The sequence below is a fragment of the Amycolatopsis umgeniensis genome, assembly GCF_014205155.1.
Taxonomy (GTDB): Bacteria; Actinomycetota; Actinomycetes; order Mycobacteriales; family Pseudonocardiaceae; genus Amycolatopsis; species Amycolatopsis umgeniensis.
This window is the reverse complement of record NZ_JACHMX010000001.1, coordinates 8,155,440-8,178,791: the sequence shown is the minus strand read 5'-3', so window position 1 is coordinate 8,178,791 and position 23,352 is coordinate 8,155,440. Positions and strand designations below refer to the sequence as shown.

At 70.4% G+C, this 23,352-nt stretch carries 12 protein-coding genes; 2 read left to right on the top strand and 10 right to left on the bottom strand.

Translation table 11 applies throughout. The annotated features are described in order from the left end of the window. Positions 1–15: 15 nt before the first annotated feature. From HDA45_RS37745 to HDA45_RS37710, 8 genes are all read right to left on the bottom strand, one after another. Complete coding sequence (locus HDA45_RS37745) at positions 16–1,032, bottom strand: WD40 repeat domain-containing protein (RefSeq protein WP_184903622.1); 1,017 nt, start codon at positions 1,030–1,032, stop codon at positions 16–18. Between the two features lie 10 nt (positions 1,033–1,042). Beyond that, positions 1,043–4,711 carry a WD40 repeat domain-containing protein gene (locus HDA45_RS37740; protein WP_184903620.1) on the bottom strand — a complete coding sequence of 1,223 codons (3,669 nt, stop codon included), beginning with the start codon at positions 4,709–4,711 and terminating at the stop codon, positions 1,043–1,045. Beyond that, a complete protein-coding gene (locus HDA45_RS37735; protein ID WP_184903618.1) occupies positions 4,708–5,427 on the bottom strand; it encodes a nucleotidyl cyclase domain-containing protein in 720 nt (239 codons plus the stop codon). Before HDA45_RS37735 ends, HDA45_RS37740 begins: the two co-directional genes overlap by 4 nt. 184 nt (positions 5,428–5,611) lie before the next feature. Next, positions 5,612–6,610 (bottom strand): 2,3-diaminopropionate biosynthesis protein SbnB, encoded by a 999-nt coding sequence (gene sbnB, locus HDA45_RS37730; protein ID WP_184903616.1) that lies wholly within the window; start codon positions 6,608–6,610, stop codon positions 5,612–5,614. 60 nt (positions 6,611–6,670) lie between these two features. Next, positions 6,671–8,890 carry a lantibiotic dehydratase gene (locus tag HDA45_RS37725; protein WP_184903614.1) on the bottom strand — a complete coding sequence of 740 codons (2,220 nt, stop codon included), beginning with the start codon at positions 8,888–8,890 and terminating at the stop codon, positions 6,671–6,673. 20 nt (positions 8,891–8,910) lie between these two features. Further along, a complete protein-coding gene (locus HDA45_RS37720) occupies positions 8,911–9,840 on the bottom strand; it encodes a threonine ammonia-lyase (protein ID WP_184903612.1) in 930 nt (309 codons plus the stop codon). Continuing rightward, positions 9,837–12,131 (bottom strand): lantibiotic dehydratase, encoded by a 2,295-nt coding sequence (locus HDA45_RS37715; protein WP_184903610.1) that lies wholly within the window; start codon positions 12,129–12,131, stop codon positions 9,837–9,839. The genes HDA45_RS37720 and HDA45_RS37715 overlap by 4 nt, the downstream gene beginning before the upstream one ends. Beyond that, on the bottom strand, positions 12,124–13,083 hold the full coding sequence (locus tag HDA45_RS37710) for an ornithine carbamoyltransferase (RefSeq protein ID WP_184903608.1): 960 nt from the start codon (positions 13,081–13,083) through the stop codon (positions 12,124–12,126). The genes HDA45_RS37715 and HDA45_RS37710 overlap by 8 nt, the downstream gene beginning before the upstream one ends. Positions 13,084–13,339: 256 nt before the next feature. On the opposite strand from HDA45_RS37710, the gene HDA45_RS37705 reads away from it, so the two are divergent. Together HDA45_RS37705 and HDA45_RS37700 are read left to right on the top strand one after the other, a co-directional pair. Next, a complete protein-coding gene (locus tag HDA45_RS37705) occupies positions 13,340–13,960 on the top strand; it encodes a helix-turn-helix transcriptional regulator (protein WP_184903606.1) in 621 nt (206 codons plus the stop codon). Continuing rightward, positions 13,957–14,544: a response regulator transcription factor gene (locus HDA45_RS37700; protein ID WP_343072237.1), complete on the top strand. Its 588-nt coding sequence runs from the start codon at positions 13,957–13,959 to the stop codon at positions 14,542–14,544. The genes HDA45_RS37705 and HDA45_RS37700 overlap by 4 nt, the downstream gene beginning before the upstream one ends. Here HDA45_RS37700 and HDA45_RS37695 read toward each other — a convergent pair. Together HDA45_RS37695 and HDA45_RS37690 are read right to left on the bottom strand one after the other, a co-directional pair. Beyond that, positions 14,537–16,039: an amidase gene (locus HDA45_RS37695; RefSeq protein WP_343072236.1), complete on the bottom strand. Its 1,503-nt coding sequence runs from the start codon at positions 16,037–16,039 to the stop codon at positions 14,537–14,539. The two genes, HDA45_RS37700 and HDA45_RS37695, sit on opposite strands and share 8 nt — an antisense overlap. A 5-nt stretch (positions 16,040–16,044) precedes the next feature. After that, on the bottom strand, positions 16,045–23,313 hold the full coding sequence (locus HDA45_RS37690) for a non-ribosomal peptide synthetase (protein ID WP_184903602.1): 7,269 nt from the start codon (positions 23,311–23,313) through the stop codon (positions 16,045–16,047). Positions 23,314–23,352 lie beyond the last annotated feature (39 nt).

Sequence of the window (23,352 nt, the reverse complement as noted above, 5' to 3'; positions counted from 1 at the left end):
AGAGAAGCGAAGAGTTTACCTCTGTCCCGTGCCCGCGAGACCCCACAATCGTGCGGACGGGCCGCCGCTGGCCACAGCGAGGTGACGTCCGTCAGAGCTGTAGGCCACCCTGAGCACGCCGTGCTCGAGCGGCGCGCCGATCTGCTCCTGGCTGGCCACGTCCCATAACCGGGCCGATTCGTCGTGGCCGCTGTCGCTCGCGCTGCCACCGACGGTGGCCAGAGTCCGACCGTCCGGGCTGAAGGCCACTCCGGCGATCCCGTGTCCGAAGGGTTTGCCGATCTGCTTGCGGCTGACCGGATCCAACAGCCGCACCCCGTTGTCGACGGCGACTCCGCCTGCGACTGCCAGCACTCGACCATCGGGGGCGAAGGCCACCCCGGAAATCCAGTCGCCTTGCGCGAAGGTTTCGCCGATCCGCTGTTGATCGACCACGTTCCACAGCGACGCGCCTTGGTGGCCCGCGGTGGCCAGTGTGCTGCTGTCCGGGCTGAACGCCAGGTCGAACATGCCCCGGCCGAAGGGTTTGCCGCGTTGCTGGTGGCTGCTCACGTCCCAGAGCCGGGTTTCGCCGAGGCCGCCGGTCGCCAGGGTGCGCCCGTCCGGGCTGAACGCCAGCGCCAGCACGGGCTGCGGCACCACGGCCTCGGGATCGGAGAGCGGGCCGAGTGGCTGACGACTGGCCACGTCCCACAGTCGTACGTCGGAGCCGCCGGTGGCGAGCGTGCGGCCGTCCGGACTGAACGCGAGCGGCAGCGGGCTGTTTTCGCGGCTAACCCCGGTGATGGGCCTGCCGGACTCTTGTCGGGTGCCGGTGTCCCACAGTCGCACGGTGCCGTCTCTGCTGGAGACCGCCAGGTTTCGGCCGTCCGGGCTGAAAGCCACGTCGTAGACGTCGGCCTGGGCGGTCAGTTCTACCGCCAAACTCACTGCGGCGGCGCTGTCGTCCGAAGGAGGTTGCACCGCCCAGATCACACCTCCGACCACCACGATCGCTCCGGCGAGGGCGCCGATGAGAACGGATTTCTTCATGACGCTCTCCTCATCCACAGGGCGGGGCGAAGGGAACGTCGCCGCCGACATAGCGTTCCCATTCCTTGCTGGTGAGCGTGGCGCCGGTGACGGCGCAGATCCGGTCGATGTCGCGGTCCACGTTCAGCCCGGTCAGCCGGACCGACAAGTCGGCGCCGCCGCTGGCCAAGGTGTTCCCATCGGGACTGAAGGCCACGGAGACAACGGCGTCGGTGTGACCGCCCAGCGGGCGTCCCAAGGAGAGGGGCCGCGCCGGATCCGAGATGTTCCACAGTCGCACGGTGGAATCGGTACTGCCGGTGGCCAACGTGCGGCCGTCTCTGGCGAACGCCACGGAAGAAACGGTGCCGGCGTGGTCGGTCGGCAGCCTGCTCGATCTCGCGGGGTCGGAGATGTTCCACAGGCGCACCGTCGAATCGGCGCTGCCGGTGGCCACTCTCTGACCGTCCGGGCTGAACGCCACCGAGTAGATCGGCTGGGTGTGCCCGGTCAAGGGCGCGCCCTGCACCGGCCGGGTCCGATCCGAGACGTCCCACAGTGTCGCGGTGAAGTCGCTGCTGCCGGTGGCCAGTGTGCGCCCGTCCGGGCTGAACGCCACCGAGAAGATCGCGTCGGTACGTCCGGTCAGGACGGTCTCGGAAGTATGAGTGGTCAGCGGGTACGCGAGGGCCTGTGGTTTGCCCACGTCCGAGATGTCCCAGAGCCGCACCGTGGAATCGCTGCCGCCGGTGGCCAAGGTCCGCTTGTCCGGACTGAACGCCACCGAATTGACGGCGCCTGTGTGCGCCTTCAGCGGCTCGCCGAGGGAGACGGGTCGCGCCGGATCCGCGACGTTCCACAACCGCACCGTGGAATCGGTGCTGCCACTGGCCAGCGTGCGCCCGTCCCGGCTGAACGCCACCGAGACGACGGCTTTCGTCGCGCCGGTCAGCGGCGGTCCCACGGACGCGGGTCGGAGGGGGTTCGAGACGTCCCACAGCCGTACGACGGAATCGCCCTCCCCGGTGGCCAGGGTGCGCCCGTCCGGGCTGAACGCGACCGAGTAGATGGCGCTCGTGCCACCGGTCAACGTGGAGCCCGGGATGTTCCACAGCCTGACGGACTGGTCGAGGCTGCCGGTGGCCAAGGTCCGCCCATCGGGACTGAACGCGACCGCGTCGACGGCGCCGGTGTGCCCCCTCAGTGGTTCGCCGAGTCCCTTGGGCTGTGCGGGATCGGAGACGTTCCACAGCCGGGTCGTGGAATCGGCGCTGCCGGTGGCCACCGTGCGCCCGTCCCGGCTGAAGGCCACCGCCTTGACCGAGCTCACCGCGGAGCCGAGATGGCCGTTCGCGGAGCCGCCGAGGCTCGCGGGCGACGCGGGATCGGAAACGTCCCACAGGCGAAGGGTGGAATCGTCGCTGCCGCTGGCGAGCGTGCGCCCGTCCGGGCTGAACGCCACCGCGTTGACGGTGTCGCGGTGCTCTTTCAAGGCTTCGCCCAGCGGCGCGGGCTTGCCGAAATCAGCGATGTTCCACAAGCGCACCGTGAAGTCGTCGCCACCGGTGGCGAGGGTGCGCCCATCCGAGCTGAACGCCACCGTTTTGACGGACTTGTGGTGACCGAAGACCTCGCTCGGTGACTCGCGCCGGGCAGGATCGGAGACATTCCACAACTGCACCGTTCCTTGTTCGCTGGCCGCGGCCAGCGTATGACCGTCCGGGCTGAAGGCCACCGCGTCGATGGTGCCCACCTGCCCCCTGAAGCCGTCTCGGTCCTTCAGGTAGCCGCCCAGTTCCACCGGACGCGCGGGGTCGGCGACGTTCCACAACCGCACCGCCCCGCTCATGCTGCCGGTGGCCACCGTGCGTCCGTCCGGGCTGAACGCCATGGCGTGGACCCGGCTCCCGGAATCGGCGGCCTGCCCCAGCAGGACCGGCCGGGTGGCGTCGGACACGTTCCACACGCGCAGGTGTTCGTCCATGCTCGCGGTGATCAGGATGCGCCCGTCGGGACTGAACGCCACGGCGGTGACCACGTCCGTATGGCCCGCCAGCGGGGTGGACAACGGCATGTTCGCCGCGGTGACCAGTCGCGTGGCGGTCTCCTCGCCGGGCCGCAGCCGGTGGGCGACCAGATCCAGTTGCGCCGACAACGACACGTCGGTGCCACGGAGCTGATCCGCCTCGGTAAGGACCCTGTTGTAGATGGCGAGGTCGCGCTGGTGCACGGCCTCACTCTGCTGCCTCAAGAAGAGCAGCGCGGCCGTGGAAGCGACCACGGTGAGCACCGTGAGGACGGCGATGAGTCTCGTACGTCGCCGCGCGGCCCGGCGGCGCGCTCGTCCGCAGGCCGCCAGGAAGGTCTCGCCGACCTGGCTCAGCTCACCTGCCGGAGCGTTTTCGGCCCACGTTTGCGCGATCTCGAGACGGCTGCCCCAGAACAACAACGACGAATCGCGATCGGCGCGGTCCCAGGCGGTCGCGGCTTCCTCCAGGTTCTGCTGGGTCAGCCGTCCGGCGCGGTCGTCGTTGATCCACGCCCGCAGCCGTGGCCAGCTGTGCAGCAAGGTCTCATGGGTGATCTCGACGTCGTCCTGCCGCCGGGTGAGCAGCCGGGCCTGGCTGAAGGCCTCCACGATCGCCGCGGCGTTCGTCAACTCGGCGATCGGGACACGTCTGCGGGTGTCCTCGGTCCCGTCCCCGATCTTGATCAGGCGGAGGAACACCGAGCGCGCCGCCTTTCGCCCGGCCTCGTCCAGCCCGGTGAACACCCGGTCGGCGGTGGTGGCGACGGCGTTGCGGATGCCGCCGGTGTCCTGGTACCCCTGCACGGTGAGCGTGGTGCCGCTTCGCTGCTGCCAGCTGACCCGCAACGCGTGCGCCAGCAACGGCAACCGTCCTGCCTCGTATCCCGAGGTGCCGGACTTGGCCGTGACACCCAGATCGCGCAGCAGCACCTCGACCAGCCCGGGTTCGATGTCGAGCTCGACGGCCTTGGCGGGAAACAGGATCGCCTCGCGCAACTCCTCTTCCGACATCGGCCCGACCACCAGCGGCGCGTCCTGCAACGCGGCCCTCAGCCGGGGATGGTCGGCGCAGGCGGGATAGAAGTCCGCGCGGACCCCGATGACGACCAGGCCACCGTTCTCACCGATCTCGAGGAGCCGGTCGATGAACGCGTGCCGTTGCTCGTCGTCGGTGCACAACGTGAAGAGTTCCTCGAACTGGTCCACCACCACGACCCGCGGGGAGCCCTGCTCCCGATCGACGGCGGTCAGTTCCCGCAAGGGTTCCGCGGTGGGGGTGAGCGCCTGCTTCGGCCAGCCGTCGGAGCCGGGCAGGGCGGCGCGGTCGAGCGCGGGCACCAGACCGGCCCGCAGCAAGGAGGACTTCCCGGCCCCCGACGGCGCCACCACGATCTGCACGCCACCGGTGGGCAGGCGCTCGTCCAGATGTGCGATGAGTTCGGCGACCAGGCCGTCCCGTCCGAAGAACCACCCGGCCTGCTCCGGCCCGAACGCGGCCAACCCCGGGTACGGGCACTCCCGCACGAGCCGCCCCGCGGTGGCCCGGCGGCGTCCGTGCACCCCGTCGGCGTAATGGACATGCTGATCGCGGCCGGCTTGGTGGATATGGGCGTCACCGGAGGCATGGGCCTCCAGGTGAATTCCCTCGCCCTCGTCGCCGGGACGCATCATGCCTCGGTGATCTGCTGGTCCCGTGCGGCCTGATACACCCTGCCGCTGTCCGACGAGGTCGCGGTCATCGTGACCGTCGCCCCCGTCTGGCCGGGTTCCTCCTGCTTCGGCGAGGGAGCTTCCGGAGAAGCGGGATAGGGGTGGTCAGGACGGCTGATCCACGCCACCGTCGCGGTCTCCTTCACCGCCACCCGAACCCGTCGGAAGGCCGTCTGATCCGCGACCGGACTGTTGCGCACGACCTCTTCGAAGAACCACCCCGACGTCACCATCGCCAGCACACCCGGCGACTCCGCCAGCGCCTCCTTCAGCACGGGCGCGTCCAGCAACCGGAAGGTCAGATTGACCGCCGCGCCGGTGACCCCGTGGTCGTCGAAGACCACCTCCCCGGCGTGCAACGCGAGGCGCAACCGGATCTGCTGCTCCGCCCGCCGCGTCGCGTTGTGCGCGCGCAGCTCCGCGGCGACCGCGTGGGGAAACAGCTCGACGAACGAAGACTTGGGTGCCTGCGCGGGAGCCAGCACGACGAGACCGTCGCCGCGATCCTCGCGGTGGCACTCCGCCCACGACATACCCGCGGCGCCGAAAGCGTTCTCCACCGCGCGGTACATGCCGTCCCGGACCACGAGCTGATGCGGCGTGGTCCGGCGCTGATCGCCGAACCCCTGCACATCCACCGCCAGCACGGTCCGATGCACGGCTGATCGCGTTCTCATGAATCATGACTAGCAAGAAGTTTCGACGGGGCTTGTGTCAATTGACGCATTGATCGCGCGGGGCTTCTGCTACCGCTTCATCAGGGGCGAGGTCGTGAGGGGTGCCTCGGGGTACGGGGTGTCCGTGAAGGCCTCCTTCCCTACCTTGAGCGTAGGGAAGGAGGCCTTCACGGACACTCCGCGGTCAGGCCGACACGTTGCCGAGGAACCCCGGAATGCGGGTACCGAGGCCGAGCTCAAGGGCGCGCCGGTGCACGAGGTCCGCGACGGCGAGGTCCAGCGCACCGAGGCCGAAGGGCGAAAAGATGGTGAGAGCGTCCGCGCTCCGCTCGTGCCGCCCACCGGCGAGCAAGAGCTCGCCGAGCGAGCTCGAGATGAAGTCGCGATGGCCGACCTGCTGCTCCGCGAGATGCGGTGACGTCGCGGCCCGGCAGACGTGGTCGGCGTCGTCGACGATGTTGACGCCGTCGAGGATGGTCTCCGGCGTGAGGTCGCGCAGGGACAGGTGCAGGATCAACGCTCCCGGCTGACAGTGCGACCCGTCCATATGCGGGACGGTGGCGCTGGTCGCCAGGCTCACCAGCGGATGTGCGGCGAGGGCGTCCTCGATCCTCGCGGCGACGTCGACCTTCATGTCCGGCCACCGCGCGGCGCACCGGCTCGCGAAGGCACCGGCCCGATCCTGGTCGAGGTCGAATACGGTGACCGAGTCCAGCCCGGCGTCCACGGCCCGGAGGAATGCCAGGACCTCGAAGTTGATCACGCCGCTTCCGACGAGCGTCACCCCGGAGCCGGTGGTGCCGAGGGTCGCGGCGGCGACAGCGGCGCTCGCCGCGGTGCGCCGCGCCGAGATGGTCGCTCCTTCGATGAGCACCTCGGGGTGGCCGGTGCGCATCGAGTTGAGGATGATCGCCGCCGACGCCCGGTCCAGCGCGGAGTTCACGTTGCCGGGGAAGGACGACACCCACTTCACCCCGGCGACCGCCGCCTCGGGGCTGTCGAGATAGGCGGGCAGCGCGATGATCCGATTGCGTTCATCGCCGGGGAATCGCAGGAAAACCGAATGTGGCACGGCCGTCCGGCCTTGGGCGTGCAGGACGTACGCGGCCCGCACCGCGGCCAGCACATCGTGCTCCGCACCGTCGAGGACCCGCCGAACGTCACCATGGGACAGGATCAGCATGCCACCCAGCCTGACGGACGGCGCTCGCCTTTCGCAGGGAAGAACGCGCAGACAAACCGGCTATCCGCCGTGCACGGCGACGAAGCGCAGTTCGGAGGTGTAACGATTCCCGGCATCGTCGGTCAACCACGCTTGCTCTGGCGACGGCAACATCTCCGTGATCACCACACGACCACCCGGATCCTGACGCGCCAACCGCCGCACCGCCTTCGCGAAAATATTCACATACACCGGAGCATCAAAGTCCACATAGAACGGACGAGGCTCCCCCGGCGACACCACAAACACAAAACGCGGCAAACCCAACGAATCACGCCACCGACGACCCGACACAAACCGCCGCGCCTCCGACTTCTCCGACACAAAACCCAAATCCCCCACCGGAATCGACCACGACTCCCGCGCCACCACCAACCGATCCACCGTCACCCGCGGCGAATGGTCCGCGTCCGGCATGATCCGGAAGAGGTCCATCGCCAACGTGGTCAGCACGTGACCGAACACGTCGAGCACGTCGAACTCCGCGCCGTCGGGAAGCGCGGCCACCAGCCGGTCACCGCGCGCCTCCACCCGGACGTCGGCGCTCAGCGCGGTCCGCCCCCGTTTCGGGTCGACCGTGTGGTCCACCAAGGCCACGTAGTAGTCCTCCGGCCGGTCGAGGGAATAGCGGATCCGGGCGGACAGGCGGGATCGGTGCTCCTTGGGCAGCATCGGCAGGAGGCGCGGGCCCGGGAAGTCGGCCGCGGTCTCGGCGAGCAGTTCGCCGCGCGCCGGATGCTGGTTGACGAACAGCGAGGCGCCGAGCGTGTTCGACGCGATGTGCAGTTCGCCGAGCACCAGCCCGCCGTCGTCGCCCGGGATGACGAACACGTCCGGGCTGAGGTAGCGGGCCATGCCCCAGCCGGGGGACGGCTCGCCGAATTCGTCCCGCACCCGGTCCGCGATGTCCACACTGGACAGTCGCACGCGGCGGGCTCCTTCGGGGACTTCGAGGATTCGCGCCCATCGGGCGGACAGCTCCTGGCGGAGCGCCGCGGCGTCGGCCACCGCCGAGCCGTGCAGGATCGGCATGCACGCGAACCAGAACGCGGCGAGGTCGACCGGTCCGGCGGCCGCGAGGTCGGCGTGGACCCGCCGGGCGTGACCCAGCACCGCGTCGGCGAGCCTGGAGGTCAGCCAGGTCGCGCTGGTCAGCAGGAGGTCGAGCGGGGTGAGCTCGGCCAGTACGTCGGTGCCGAGCCGGGCCCGCGCCGCGCGGACGGAATCGGAGTAGACCAGCCCGCGGCAGGGGGCGGTGTTCGTGCCTTTGGCGCGGGTGGCCGCCGTTCCCGTCAAGGTCGTGAACTCGGTCTCCAACGCGCTCAGTTCGTCCGGCAGCCCCACCGGCGTCGCCACGCTGACACGATCGCGACCGCGTTCCAGCTCGTCCAGCCTGGCTAGCCAATGCTCCCGGAACTCGGTGTCACCGACGGACTCCAGCCATCCCCGAAGCCGCCGCTCGGGATGCGCGCTCGCCGGGATGTCCAGCCGCCAGACGATCCATCGGCGCAGCACCAGGTCCGTCAACGCGGCGGCCACGTCGATGCCGGGGCCCAAGTCCTCCTGGATCGCCTGCGCCGTGCGGACTCCGTCGCACTGTCCGAGCACCCGGAGGAGGGCCGGCGGGATCTCTTGCGGCGCTCGGCTGGGGAGATGCGCGAATCCGTCGGAGATCCGCACGAACGGCACCCGGCGCGGCGCCACCCAGTTCCGCGATCGCGGATCGGCGCTGATCGTGCGGGCCACCGCGTCGACGGCCCAGCTGGCGAAGTAGACGTTCGAAGCCATGACCAGCCCGGAGCCGGGCTCCACCCGGACGCCGGTGACCGACTCGTCCCACCGCCCCCACCCCACCGGGCCGAAGAAGCCGATCGTGTCGTTCTTCACGCAGAACCGTTGCCAGTACTGCGCCACCAGCTCCTCGCGCTGCCGCGGTTTGCTCGTCCGGCCGGCCACCGACGGCTCCCACGCCAGGAAGGACTCGACACCGGTCCGCCAGATCGTGGAGTTCTGCCACTCGACGGCGGCCCGAAACCCCGGTGTGGAGGCGATCGCCTGGAGTTCGACGGCTGTTTCCACGGCCGAGGCGTCGAACTGCTTGTCGAACACCTCCCCGTCGAACTGGTCCGCGGCCGCGGCCAGTCCTTCCGGCGCCAAGCGCAGCACGCCCGACGCGGGGAAACCGGCGCCACGGACCGCGAACTGGTCCCAGAGCCGCCACTTTTCGCTCAACCACAACATGTCGGTAACGCTCCTCGCGGCTATCGGGGATCGGCGACGCGGAAGCGCCGGGGTGTGTTCCCGCCGGACACGATGGCGACGGCCCGGCCGGCGAACCGGGTCCGCAAGGCTCCGGCGAGCGCGACGCTTCCGCTCGGTTCCGCCTCGATGCCGTTGCGGTGCAACAGTTCCGTCGCCGCCAGGATCGCCTCGTCGGTGACCTCGATCATCTCGTCGACCCGGCGCTGGATGATCGGGAACGGGATGGCGCCCGGACGCTGGCCACGCAGCCCGTCGGCCACCGTGTCGGAAGGGGGCACCTCGACAGGGCATCCGGCCGCCAGCGAGAGGGCGTAACGCCGTGCCGCCACCGGTTCGACGCCGATGATCCGTGGTGCCCTGAGCATTCCCTCGGCGGCCAGACACACGCCCGCCAGCAGGCCGCCGCCACCGGTCGGCACGAAGATCGCGTCGAGATCCGGTATCGCGTCGAAGACCTCCAGCCCCGCGGTACCCGCGCCGGCGACCACCAGCCGGTGGTCCGAGGAGGGGACGAACACCGCGCCGGTGCGGAGGGCGAGGTCGCGCGCGTACTGGTCCCGTTGGGCCACCCCACCGGGCACCTCGACCACCTGGGCGCCGAGCCTCTCGATGGCGGCGGCCTTGTCGGCCCGCGCACCACCCGCGACGACGATCGTCACCCCCACGCCCAGTTCCGCGCCGAGCCGCGCGACCGCGATCCCGTGGTTGCCCGACGAGCCTGCCACCACGTGGGCGGCGGACAGGTCGAGCATCGCGTTCGCCGCGCCGCGTGTCTTGAACGAGCCGCCGTGCTGCAGATGCTCGGCCTTGAGCAGGATCCGCGGCAGGCCTTCCAGTGAAAGCAGCGGTGTGCGCCGGATCCGGCCGGCGGTCCGCCGCGCCGCCGCCAGCACGTCGGCCGCGCCGAGCCGGGGCGCCCTGACGATCATCGGACGGACTGGTCGACCGCGACGAAACGTAGTTCCGACGTGTAGCGATTACCCACGTCGTCGGTCAGCCACACCTGCTCCGGCGACGGCAACATCTCCGTGATCACCACACGACCACCCGGATCCTGACGCGCCAACCGCCGCACCGCCTTCGCGAAAATATTCACATACACCGGAGCATCAAAGTCCACATAGAACGGACGAGGCTCCCCCGGCGACACCACAAACACAAAACGCGGCAAACCCAACGAATCACGCCACCGACGACCCGACACAAACCGCCGCGCCTCCGACTTCTCCGACACAAAACCCAAATCCCCCACCGGAATCGACCACGACTCCCGCGCCACCACCAACCGATCCACCGTCACCCGCGGCGAATGGTCGGCGACCGGACGCAGGGCGAACCGGTCCATGACCCGGTTGGTCATCGCGTTGCTGAACACGTCGAGCACGTCGAACTCCGCGCCGTCGGGCAACACGGCCACCAGCCCGTCACCCCGTTCTTCGACCAGGACGTCGGCGCTCAGCACCGTCCGCTCCCGCTCCGGGTCGACAGTGTGGTCCACCAAGGCCACGTAGTAGTCCTCCGGCCGGTCCAACGAGATCCGGCTGCGCGCCGACCATCGCGGCGGCTGTTCCTTGGGCAGCATCGGCAGCAGGCGCGGTCCGGGGAAGTCCGTCGAGGTCTCGGCGAGCAGCCGTCCGGCGTCCGGATGCTGCATCACCCACAGCGACGTGCTCGCCGTGTTCATCGCGACGTGCAGTTCGCCGAGGACCAGCTCGAAGTTCCCGCGTGCCACCTCGGCCGCGTCGTCCGCGACGACCATCACGTCCGGGCTGACGTACCGGGCCTGCGGCCAGCTCGGGCCGGTCTCCGCGAACTCCTCCCGCACCCGGTCCGCGATGTCCACACTGGACAGTCGCACGCGGCGGGCTCCTTCGGGGACGTCCAGGATCCGGGCCCAGCGTTCCCGTAGCTCGGCCTGGATCCGGTCGATGTCGGCGATCGACTCGCCGTGCGGGGCGGGTAGGCACTCCATCCACAGCGACGCGAGGTCCGCGCTCCCGTCCCGGTCACGCAGACGCTCGTAAGCCTGCCGGACACGTCGTCCGACGACCTCCGCGAACCGGCCCGTCAGCCAGCGGGCGGAAGTGAGGCACAGGCCCAGCGGGGTCAGCTCGTCGCGGATCGCGGCGCCGATCCGGACCGTGGCGGACCGGCGGCAGTCGGCGTAGATCAGCGCCCGGCACGGCGCGGTCCGCTTGCCCTTGGCACGTTGCGCCGCGACCTGGGTCAGCGTCTCGAACTCGCTTTCCAGCTGGGTGAACGCCGCGGACAGGGCGTCGGCGTCGACACCGGCCGCCTGGATCCGGTCGCGGCCGCGCTCGAGCACCTCCACTTTGGACAACGCGTCCCGCCGCAGCTCGGGGTCCGCAACCCGGTCGAGCACGGTTCGCAGGTACTGCTCGGGATGAGCGCAGGTCGGCACCTCCAGCCGCCACACGATCAGCCGTCGCCGCACCAGTTCGTCCAAGATGGACACGACGGCGTCTTCGGCCACCTCGCCGCCGAGAGCCGCCGCCAGCTCCGCCGGACGGCGGATACCGTCGCAGCGCACGAGAATCTCCCGTTCGAGTGGCTCGAGCCGCTGGGGTAGGCGTCCGGGCATCCCCGCCAGGTCTCCGGTGACCCGGACGAAGGACACCCGGCGCGGCGCGATCCAGGCCCGCAGCCGGGGATCCACGCCGATCGTGCGGGCGACCGCGTCGACGGCCCAGCTCGAGAAATAGATGTTCGACTCGGCGACCAGACCGGAACCAGGCTCGACGGTGACACCCTCGACCGACTCGTCCCACCGGCCCCAGCCCACCGGGCCGAAGAAGCCGATGGTGTCGTTCTTCACGCAGAACCGTTGCCAGTAGTGCGCGACGAGCTCTTCACGTTCACGCCGTTTGCTGGTGCGCCCTTCCGCCGAGGGATCCCACGCCAGGAACAAGCCGATCCCCCGCTGCACCAGGGCCGGGTTCTGCCACGCCACCGCGGCCCGGAAGGCGGGCAACGCGGCGATCTCCTGCAGTTCCTTGACGTTGTTCACCATCGCGTCGGCGAACCGCTCCTCGAACGCGAGCCACTCGGGACCGGTGAGCCCGTCGACCCCGTCAGCCGCCTCGGCGAGTCCGAGCGGTGCCAGCCTCAGCACTCCGGCGGCGGGAAATCCGGGGCCGCGCAAGGCGAACTCGTTCCACAGCCGCCATTCGCCTTCCGACAGCAGGACTTCGTCAGCCATGGCTCACCGGATCTCCCCGGGTTTCGGCGCCCGCGCACCATTCGAGTACGGCACGGGCACTGTGGTATTTGTTCTCGGCCAGCTGGAACGCGAGGCTCGACGGTCCATCGAGCACCTCCGCCGTGACCTCCTCGCCGCGGTGCGCGGGCAGGTCGTGCAGGAACACCTTGGCGCCGGTCTCGGCCATCACCGCGGTGTCGACCTGGAACGGGGCGAACACCTCTCGCCAGTCTTCGGTGTGTTTGACCGTTCCCGTGGTCTGCCACCGTGTGGTATAGACCACGTCGACGGGCGGCAGGTCGTCCATGTCGTGGCGCTCCTCCACCAGCGCACCGCTGCGCTTGGCGTTGAGCGCCGCCCGGTCGAGGAACCGTTGGTCAAGGCCGTAGTCCGGCGGCGTGCGCAGGTACAGCTCCGTGTCGGGGTACCGGGACAGCGCCAGGGCCAACGCCGACGCGGTGTTGTTGCCTTCACCGACGTAGAGCACGCGCAACCCGTCGATCCGGCCGAACCGCTGTGTGAGCGTGGTGAGGTCGGCGAGCGCCTGGGTGGGGTGTTCCTCGGCGCACATCGCGTTGATCACGGCCATCCGCCGGTTCACGGCGTAGGCGCGGAGCTCGGCCTCGCCGCCGGCCGTCCGCACCACGAGCACGTCGAGCATCCCCGACAGCACGGCCGCGGTGTCCTCAATGGTCTCGCCGGTGTTCTCCTGGAGGTCGCCGGGACCGTAGGTGATCAGCCGGGCGCCGAGCCGGAGTGCCCCGGCGGAGAACGAGGTCCGCGTTCTGGTCGAGGTTTTGCGGAACAAAATACCGGCAACCAAATCTCGCAACGGCCGCTCGTCTGTTCGGCGGCCGAGCGTGTGCTCGATTCCGCGTCCGACGATCCAATGCAGGTCGGCGTCATCGAGGTCATCGAGGGAAATCAGGTGGCGGCGCGCCGGGCCGGTCATGGCAACCTCCGAGGTGTGCTCGCCTCAGACTGGTGCCGAAGGTGCTGGGACGGCAGGGAAAGAGCGGCAGGATCCGTGCGGGCACCGGCTGCGCGTTTGTCCCTGCGGCGGCGAACGGTGCCGTGGCTACGGTGAAATTCACGCGAAGTGAGCAAAAGACCGCAGCAAAAGTTCTCGATTTCATGCTTAGCGAGGAAGACAACCGCCGGATTCCCGATGAGACTGGACGGCGGTTGGATGGGGAAGGGGAGAAGGCATGGGAGAGCCCGCAAGGGTCAGTGTGGACGCGGCCGATCCGGTACTCGAGGCGGGCATCGGCTGCACACTCAACGGCAGCCCGGAGCTCACCGTGGTGACGAGTGACGAGGAAGCGGACGCCACGGTCGTGGTCGTCGACCTCGTCGACGAGAAGGTGCTCGACGTCGTGAACACCATCCGCAACCAGGCACACCGGCCCGAGGTCGTCCTGCTGGCCACCGAACTGACGCCCGCCGACGCGCTGCACGCGATCGCGGCGGGCGCCCACGGCCTGATGCGCCGCAGGGAGGCCAGCGCGAACCGGCTCTCCCGCGCGGTGCTCGCCGCCGTCGTCGGCGACTGCACCATGCCACCGGACCTGATCGACAGGGTTCTCGAGCAGGGGATGGAAACCCAGACGCCGGTCGCGCCGCAGGCGTGGGCGCGCGCGGGACTCAGCGAACGCGAGCACGCGGTACTGCGCCTGGTCGCCGAGGGCTACGAGACCGACGAGATCGCCCGGCGGCTGTCCTATTCGGCGCGTACGGTGACCGCCGTCGTGCACGACATCACCCAGCGATTCCGGCTGCGTAACCGCGCGCACGCCGTCGCCTACGCGCTCAGGGCCAGGTTGCTGTGATCAGTGTGCAGGTATACGCGGCGGGCGCCGCGGTCCGGGAAGCCGTGGTCGCGAAGCTGAGACAGGCGGGGATCCTCGTCGCGGCCGCGGCGGACACCGTGGTGGCCGCGGGCAGCACGATCGACGAGGCGTTGTCCACCTGTCCCGCCACACTTCGCCCGAAGGGCCATCGGTTGATCGTCGCCGCGGACACGCTCAACCCGTCCGGTGTACTGCGCGCCGTCCGGGCGGGCGCGCGGATCCTCCTCCAGACCCCCGAAGCGACGCCGGATCAGTTCGGCGCCGCCGTGCATTCGGCCGTACACGGGGAAAGCCGGGTGCCGTACGGGGTACTGGTCCGTTTGCTCAGCGGTGGCGCCGAGTTGTCCATGCCGGTCGGCGTCCATCTGGTCGCCCCTCTCACCGAGCGCCAGCTCACCGTGCTCACCCTGGTGGCGGATGGACACGGCAACGCCGACATCGCCCGCGAGCTGTCCTGCTCCGAACACACCGTGAAGAACGTCATCTACGAGCTGATGGCGCGGCTCCAGGTACGCAACCGTGCCCACGCGGTCGCGCACGCTGTCCGCGCCGGGCTCATCTGACGGCGGACAGGAACTCCGGTGGACGGCGGGCGCGGGTGGCCTGCTCGAACGCGTACGCCAGCGCCAGTACCGTCGGCTCGCTGTACCGGCCCGCCATGATCGACAGGCCGACGGGCAGCGAGCCGACGAACGCCATGGGAACGGTGATGTTCGTGTAGCCGGACACCGCGGAGGGGGTGGAGGAACCGAACAGATAGTCGTCTCCCCTGCCGAGCGTGGTCTTCCACGCCGGCGCGTTCGTCGGCGCCACGATCGCGTCCAGCCGGTGTGTCCGGAGCGTGTCGTCCAGCCCTCGCCGCGCCGCTCCCGTCGCCTCCGCGCGCAGGCTCAGGTACGCCGGTTCGGTCAGGTCGCCGCTCGTGGCCTGGGCCTCCTCGAACAGCTCCTGTCCGAAGAAACCCATCTCGACGTCCGCGTTGGCCTTGTTGAACTCGATCAGCCCCGCCAGATCCGCCGGATGGTCGCCGGGGGTCGCCGCCAGGTACTCGTTGATGCCGTGTTTGAACTCGTGCAGCATCGACGGCAACTCGGTGCGGCCCACCACGTCCAGTCCGGGGATCGTCACCTCGACCGGGGTCGCGCCCAAGGACTCCAGCCGGTCGACGGCGCGGGCGAACACCGCCACCGTGTCCGGACTGGTCCCGCCGGTGGGATCCCATACGCCGATCCGCTTGCCCAGTACCGCGTCGGGCTCCAGGAAGCGCAGGTAGTCCGGCCGGGCCGGGCTGTCCGCGGTGGTCGGGTCGCCGCTGTCCGGACCGTTCAGCACACCGAGGAGGATGGCCGCGTCCGTCACGGTGCGCGCCATCGGGCCCGCGGTGTCCTGCACCCCCGAGATCGGCACCACACCGCTTCGGCTCACCAACCCGATGCTCGGTTTGACGCCGACGACCCCGGTGGCGCCCGCCGCACTGACGATCGAGCCGTTGGTTTCCGTGCCGACCGCGACCGTCGCCAGGTGCGCGGCGATCGCCGCGCCGGACCCACTCGACGAGCCGCAGGCGTTGCGGTCGAGTACGTACGGATTGCCGGTCTGCCCGCCGACGGCGCTCCAGCCGCTCGACGAGCGCCGGTCGCGGAAGTTCGCCCACTCCGACAGGTTCGTCTTGCCGAGGATCACCGCCCCGGCCTCGCGGAGCCGCTTGACCAGCGGGGCGTCGGCGGCCGGACGCGACCCGGCCAGCGCGAACGAGCCCGCCGTGGTCGGCTGCTTGTCCGCGGTGTCGATGTTGTCCTTGAGCAGCACCGGGATACCGTCCATGAGGCCGAGCATCCGGCGAGCCTTCCGGCGGTCGTCGCTCTCCTCCGCGAGCCGCGACGCGTCCGGGTTGGTCGTGATGACCGAGTTCAACCGGGGGTCGAGCAGGCGGATGCGGTCCAGGTAGAACTCCGTCAGCTCCACGGAGGTCAGCCGGCCGGAGTCCATCGCCCGTTGCAGGTCCGGGATCGTCGCCCGTTCGAGGTCGATTCCCGCGATCGTGGGACTGCTCGACACCGGCGTCACGCCTCCTCCGTGGCCTTCATCAGCGTGGTGAGCAACTCGGCCAGATTCGCCACGTGCGGCGGGCGCAGCACGCCCATGTGGTCGCCGCCGACCCGGTGGATCTTGAGCCCACCCGGGGCCAGCTTGACCCAGCGATCCCGGTACTGCGCGTAGCTCTGCCCGAAGTTGGTCTCGTGCAGGCCGTCGGCCAGTTCGTCGCCCACCAGCAGGTTGGTCCGGCCGGGGTAGGGACGCTGGCGGTAGCCGAGCATCGCCTGGGTCAGCTCTCGCCACACCCGGATCCGGCGCGGCCAGAACGGGTCTCCCGGGATCGGGGGTTCTTTGGTGCCCTCGTCGATGATGTAGTCGAGCACCTCCGCGAACTGCCGGTGGATCTCGGCGAGCTCGTCGGGATCCGTGGTGTCGTTGAGCTGTTCGAGGAGGTTCTCGCCGCGGTTGAACATGGCTGTCTCCTCCCACATGTTCTCCCGCTTGTAGAAGTCCTGCGCCGGGTCGAGCAGCATCAGCGTGAGACGGTCGCCGTCGCGGTGCAGGATGCGGGCCATCTCGCCGGTGACCAGCCCGCCGCCGCACCAGCCGAGCAGGTGGTAGGGGCCCTGCGGGTACACCGCGCGGATCTGGTCCACGAACAGCGCGGCCACACTCGCGATGCTCTGCGGCGAGGGCGTGTCGCGGTGCAGGCCGGGCCATTCGAGTGCGGCCACCGGACGGTCGGCGCTGATGTGCTCGGCCAGCCGGATGTACCAGAGGCCGCCACCGGGGTACATGCAGAACAGCGGCGGCTTCGAGCCGGTGCGGCGCAGCCACACGACGGCCTCGCGCGCCCAGGCCGCGGCGGATTCCATTTCCGCCGCCTCGGTGGGCCGGAAGCCGCCCTTGCTGGCCGGGTCGACGGCCGCGGCGAGGTCGATCACCGTCCGGTGCTCGTAGAAGTCGCGCAACTCCACCGGCAGGCCGTGTTCTTCGCGGAGCTCGACCAGCACGCGGATGATGAGCAGCGAGTGCAGGCCCAGGTCGCTGAACGGGACGTCCACGCCCACCTGGTCGATGCCGAGCCCCTTGGCCAGCGCGGTGGCGATGATGTTCTCCACCGCGGTGCGCGGGGCCATCGCGGTACGGGCGGTGGCCGTCGGTTCGGGCAGGGCCTTGGTGTCGAGTTTGCCGCTGGGGGTGGTGGGCAGCTCGTCCAGCACCACCCACGCGGACGGGATCAGGTACTCGGGCACGGCACCGGCCAGCAGCCCGGGCAGTCCGGCCGGATCCAGCCCGTCGTGTGCCGGCACCAGATAGGCGACGAGTTCCTGGTCGCCCCGGGCGGTCCGGCGGGCGCGGACGGCCACGTCACGCAGTTCGGCATGCGCGCGCAGCACCGCTTCCACCTCACCCGGTTCGACCCGGTAGCCGCGGATCTTCACCTGGTCGTCCACCCGGCCCGCGAACTCCAGCACACCGTCGGGCCGATACCGGGCCAGATCGCCGGTGCGGTACAGACGCCTGCCGACGGTGTACGGGTCGGGCACGAACCGGTCCGCCGTGAGGTCGGGACGGCCGCGGTAACCCCGGGCCAGCTGCGCGCCGCCGATGTACAGCTCGCCGAGCACACCGATCGGGACCGGTTCGAAGTCGGCGTCCAGCACGCGCAGCACGGTGTTGGCCGCCGGACGGCCGATCGGCACCGGCCCCGCCTCGAGCTCACCGGCCGCGCTCACGTACGAGGCGCAGCCCACGGTGGCTTCCGTCGGCCCGTATTCGTTGTCCACCACCGTGTCCGGGGCGTGCTGGATCCACGTGGCGAGCATGTCCCTGGTCAGTTCCTCGCCGCCCACGACGAGCCGGGCGGCCGCGCCGGGGAGCGCCTCGGCGGGCAGCATCTGGCTCAGTGCCACCAGATGCGACGGGGTGAGCTTGACGAGTCCGAACCCGCCCTGGGTCAGCGTCGCGACCAGCGCCTCGATCGCCGGCGTGCCGTCATCGGGGGTGAGGGTGACCGGCCTGCCGGACAGCAGCGCCGAGAACAGGGAGGTGACCGGCAGGTCGAACGCCATCGACGAGTACAACGGGGAACCGCCGTCGACGGCGGATTCGGCGCGCCAGGACAGGTAGTTGACCAGGTTGCGATGCTCGACCATGACCCCCTTCGGGGTGCCCGTCGAACCGGACGTGTAGATGACGTAGGCGAGCGTCCCCGGCGTCGCGATCCGGCCGAGGTCGCCGTCCGGCCGGGTGGCGATGGCCGGATCACCGACCAGGACCGCCGTGGTGCCGGGCACCCGGTCCGCCAGGGCGGACTCGGTGACGACCGTGGTCGCGTCCGCCTCGGCCAGTACCGTGGCCAGCCGTTTCGCCGGATGACCCGGGTCGAGCGGCAGATAGGCCGCACCGGATTTGAGCACCGCGAGCAGCGCTGTCACCAGCTCCGGGCCTCGGCTCAGCAGCACGCCGACCACCGTCTCCCGGCCGGCTCCGAGCTCGCGCAGATGATGGGCGAGCCTGTTCGCGCGGAGGTTGAGATCCGCGTAGGTGACCGTGGTCCCGTCCGCGCACCGCAGCGCTGTCGCGTCCGGGGTGCGGGCGACCTGGCGTTCGAACAACTCGTGCACGCACTCGTCCGGGTACTCGGCGACCGGGCCGTCCGCGAACGAAAGCAGCCGTTCCGTCTCGGCAGGGGCGAGCGCGGCACCGCGGACGTCACCGTCCGGATCGGCCGCCATGGCTTCCAGTACCCGCCGGTACATCGAGGCGAGCTCGGGCGCGTGGGCCGGGGCGATCCGGTCGGCCTGTGCCCGGAAGTGCAGGACACCCGGGAAGCTCCACACGTCCACACCGAACCCGTTGTAGCTCTCGTCCACGATCTTCGCCGTCTCCACCCGCTGGGTGTCGAAGACGTGGAAGTCCAGGTAGGCGAACGAGATGTCGACCAGCGGCCGTCCTCCGCCCCAGCGCCGCTGCAGCTCGCCGATCGGGAACCGCCGGTGCGGCCAGACCGCCACCTCCTCGGCGAACACCTGCCGGACGAGCCCGGTCCAGGTCTTCGCGGTCAGGTCGACGCACACCGGCAGCGGGTTGAGGTGCATCCCCCTGGCCAGTTCACCGCCGGGCTCCTCGAGCCTGCCGTTGTGCACCAGGCCGGTGTGGAACCGGTTCGACCCGCTGATCGTGCTCAACACCTTGAGATGCGCGGCGAACAGCACGGTCTTCAGCGAAGCGCCCGCCACGGCGGCCAGCGCGCGCAATCGGGGCTCCAGATCGGCGTACCGCACGCTGACCTGGTGGGGAAGGCCGTCCGCGCTCGGTGCCGCCGCCCAACTCGGCGGCAGGCTGACCGGATCGTGGCGATCCAGCCGGTCGCGCCAGAACTCCTGGTCCACAGTGGACTCGATCGAGCGCTTCTCGTGGGCGATGAAGTCGGCGAAGCGCACCGGCGCCTGCTCGGGGAACGTCGGCGTGTGCCCGTCCCGAAGACTGCGATAGGTGTCCAGCAGCTCCTCGAGCAGGGAGTGGTGACTCCATCCGTCGAGGACGGCGTGGCACTCGATGAACGACAGCGTCCATTTGCGCTCCGCGGTCTGGTGCACGTGGAAACGCACCAGTGGCGCCTTCGTGACGTCGAGCGGCCGGCGACGGGTTTCGGCGACGAACTCCCCCAGCACCTCGTCCGCCCGCTGTTCGGTGTCCTCGCGCAGGTCGTCGTAACCGACCTCCATCGGGGCGGTCCGGCGCACGAGCTGCATGGGCTCGCGATAGGTGGTCAAGTCGAAGGCGGTGCGCAGGATCTCGTGCCGCCGCACCAGGAGCGCCGCCGCTTCCCGCAGCGCCGACAGCGAGAACGGGGCGTCGTCGAGGATCGGGAACAGCGTGATGTTGTGGTAGAGGCTGACGTCCTTGTCCGCCACCATCTCGTAGACCATCGCCGTCTGGCCCATGGACATCGGGTAGGCGTCGGCGAGGTCGTCCGGCAGTTTCGCCCGGTCGGCCTCGACGACCAGCTCGAACGGGGCGACCCGCCGGTCCTCGACGGCTCCGCCCGCCGTCCCGGCGAACCGGGTCAGGCTCTCGACCGTCTGATGCAGCAGCAGATCCTGCACGGTCACCGGAAGACCTCGTTTGCGCAGCACGCCCACCACCTGGATGGCCCGGATGGAGTCGCCGCCCAGCGCGAAGAAGTTGTCGTGCACCCCGACCGATCCGACGCCGAGGGCCGTCCCCCACACCTCGGCCATGGCCCGCTCCCCGGGGTCGCGGGGAGCGACCGAACCGGCGGGCGTCACGTGGCCCGCGGCGGGCTCCGGCAACGCGGTTTTGTCGATCTTCCCGTTGGCTGTCACCGGGAACCGGTCCAGCGGCACGAACGCCGCGGGCACCATGTAGGCAGGCAGCAGACGGGTGAGGTGGTCGCGCAGGTCCGCCGCGTCCAGCCGGCGGCCCGCGACGGGGACGGCGTAGGCGACGAGGCGGTGTTCCCACTCCCCCGGGCGCCGTCGCGCGAGCACCAGGGCGCGGGAGACGGCCGCGTGTCCGGCCAGCGCCGCCCCGATCTCGCCCGGCTCGATCCGGTGGCCGCGGATCTTGACCTGGTCGTCGGCCCGGCCCGCGAACTCCAGCTCACCGTCGACGGTGCGGCGGGCGAGGTCGCCGGTCCGGTACATCCTGGCGCCGGGACGCGGGGCGTACGGATCGGGGCCGAACCGGTCCGCGGTCAGCTCCGGGCGGCCGAGGTAGCCGAGGGCGAGCCCCGGCCCGGAGACGTAGAGCTCACCGGGCACGCCGACCGGCACCGGGTCGAGGTTGCCGTCGAGCAGGTAGACGCGCAGGTCGGGCAACGGCCTGCCGAGGGGGCTGCGCGGGCCCGAGGCGGTGTCCTCGGCACGCACCCTGCGGTAGGTGACGTGCACGGTCGTCTCGGTGATCCCGTACATGTTGACCACGGCGGGCCGTTCGTCGCCGAAGCGGGCGAACCACGGCGCCACGTCGGCCACGTCGAGGGCCTCGCCACCGAGCACCACGACACGCAGCGCCAGCGATTCGGGCGAGGTCTCCGCCTCGGCGACCGCGTCGATCAGCCGCCGGAACGCCGACGGCGTCTGGTTGAGCACGGTGACCCCCTCGGTGCTCAGCAGCTCGAGGAAGTCCCATGGGGAACGGGAAATCGCGAACGGCACGACGACGACCCGCCCGCCGTGCAGCAGCGCGCCCCACAGTTCCCACACCGAGAAGTCGAAGGCGTAGGAGTGGAACAGGGTCCAGACGTCCGACGGTCCGAACGCGAACTCGGCCGCGCTGGACCGCAGCAGCCGCAGCACGTTCGCGTGCGTGACCGGGACGCCTTTCGGCCGTCCGGTGGATCCGGACGTGTAGATCACGTACGCCACGTCGCCCGGTCCCGCCAAGGGTGCCGGATCGGTTTCCGGCCAGTCGGAGCCGTCCTGGTCGAGCAGCACGGCCGTCACCGGCTCGCCCGTCAGCCATCCGGCCAGTTCGCCGCGGCTGACCACTGTGCCGACCTCGGCGTCGGCGCGCATCATGGCCAGCCGCTCGGCGGGCTGAGCGGGGTCGAGCGGTACGTAACCCGCGCCGGATTTGAGCACACCCAGGAGTGCCACCACGAGGTCGAGGCCCCGGTCGAGGCAGACGCCGACCAGCTTTCCCGGTGCCGCGCCGTGCGAGCGGAGGCGGTGGGCGAGGCGGTTGGCCCGCGCGTCGAGTTCGGCATAGGTCAGCCGCTCACCCGCACAGGTCACGGCGACCGCGTCCGGTGTGCGGGCGAGCTGTGCCGCGAAGACCTCGGGCAGGCTTTCCTCGGCGGGGAAGGTCAGGTCCGGGCCGTTCCCGGCCGCAAGCAACCGCTCGCGTTCCTCGTCGGCCAGTATGGCGAGCCCGGCGACCCTGCCGCCCGGGTCGGCGGCGATGCTTTCCAGCAGGCGCACGTAATGACCGGACATCCGGTGTGCGGTCGCGGCGTCGAACAGGGCGGTGGCGTACCCCAGTCTGCCGGTGATCGAACCGTCCGGGCGGGTGGCGAGGGTGAGGTCCAGATCGAATTTCGCCACGTCCCAGCCCGGAGACTCCAGCTCGGCACCGAGACCGGGCAGGCGCTGCGGCCCGTCGTCGTCGCCGAGTTGGAACACCACCTGGAACAGCGGGGTGCGGGACGGGTCGCGCTCCCCCGCGAGCTCGTCGACCACCAGGTCGAAGGGCGTGTCCTGATGGGTGTAGGCGTCCAGTGCGGTCGCCCGCACACTCGACAGGAAGTCCACAAAGGACGGATCGGCGGACAGGTCGGCGCGCTGCGCGATCATGTTGACGAACATGCCCAGCAGGCCCTCGGTCCGATCCTGTTCGCGTCCGGCGACAGGACTTCCCACGACCACGTCGGTCTGCCTGGAATAGCGGCTGAGCAGCAACTGGAAGGCCGCCAGCAGCACCATGTACGGCGTCGCGCCGTGTTCCCGGCCCAGGCGGGTCAGGGTCTCGGCCAGCGGGCCGGGCACGGTGACCGGCACGGTCGCGCCCGCGCTGTCGCGGACCGGCCCCCGGGGCCGATCGGTCGGTAATTCGAGCGGGACGATCCCGTCGAGTTGCTTGCGCCAGTACTCGACCTTCTCGGTGAGACGACCGGCGTCGAGCCGGCCCCGCTGCCACGCGGCGAAGTCCCCGTACTGCAGCGGGAGCGGACCGAGCGGCGACGGGAGGCCCGCGCTGAACGCCCCGTACAGACCGTCCAATTCGGACAGCAGGATCGTCTCCGACCAACCGTCCGAAGCGATGTGGTGCACGGAGAGGAGGAGCACGTGGTCCACATCGGACAGCCGGACCAGCAGCGCCCGGAGCGGCCACTCCTCGGCCAGGTCGAGCGGACGGGCCCCGGCGTCGGCCAGCACCTCGGCGAGCGACTCCGGCCGGTCGCCGAGGTCGAGCCGCTCGAAGGGCACCGGACCCGGCTCGTCGATGACCTGAACGGGCTCGCCGCCGGAGCCACCGTCCGGGTACCGGGTGCGCAGCACCTCGTGCCTGGCCACGATCTCGTCCAGCGCCCGGCGCAGCGCCGGTACGTCCACCTCGCCCCGCAGCCGCAGGCGGACCGGCATCAGGTAGTCGGCGCCACCCGGCCGGGTCTGGTCGAGCAACCACAACCCGCGCTGCGCGAACGAAAGTGGCAAGGGCCGGTCCCGGGGCACCGGGACGATCCCGCCGGACGCCTCCACGTTGCCGGAACCTCGCAGCCGTCGCCGCACCAGCTCGGCACGGGGGTTGTCTCGGGTGTCCATGGTCCGCCTTCCTGTCCTGCCACCAAAAGACCGGGAGCC

Coding starts and splice junctions, on each gene's coding strand:
- HDA45_RS37745 (WP_184903622.1), bottom strand. CDS start 1,032: ATGAAGAAATCCGTTCTCATCGGCGCCCTCGCCGGAGCGATCGTGGTG.
- HDA45_RS37740 (WP_184903620.1), bottom strand. CDS start 4,711: ATGATGCGTCCCGGCGACGAGGGCGAGGGAATTCACCTGGAGGCCCAT.
- HDA45_RS37735 (WP_184903618.1), bottom strand. CDS start 5,427: ATGAGAACGCGATCAGCCGTGCATCGGACCGTGCTGGCGGTGGATGTG.
- sbnB (WP_184903616.1), bottom strand. CDS start 6,610: ATGCTGATCCTGTCCCATGGTGACGTTCGGCGGGTCCTCGACGGTGCG.
- HDA45_RS37725 (WP_184903614.1), bottom strand. CDS start 8,890: ATGTTGTGGTTGAGCGAAAAGTGGCGGCTCTGGGACCAGTTCGCGGTC.
- HDA45_RS37720 (WP_184903612.1), bottom strand. CDS start 9,840: ATGATCGTCAGGGCGCCCCGGCTCGGCGCGGCCGACGTGCTGGCGGCG.
- HDA45_RS37715 (WP_184903610.1), bottom strand. CDS start 12,131: ATGGCTGACGAAGTCCTGCTGTCGGAAGGCGAATGGCGGCTGTGGAAC.
- HDA45_RS37710 (WP_184903608.1), bottom strand. CDS start 13,083: ATGACCGGCCCGGCGCGCCGCCACCTGATTTCCCTCGATGACCTCGAT.
- HDA45_RS37705 (WP_184903606.1), top strand. CDS start 13,340: ATGGGAGAGCCCGCAAGGGTCAGTGTGGACGCGGCCGATCCGGTACTC.
- HDA45_RS37690 (WP_184903602.1), bottom strand. CDS start 23,313: ATGGACACCCGAGACAACCCCCGTGCCGAGCTGGTGCGGCGACGGCTG.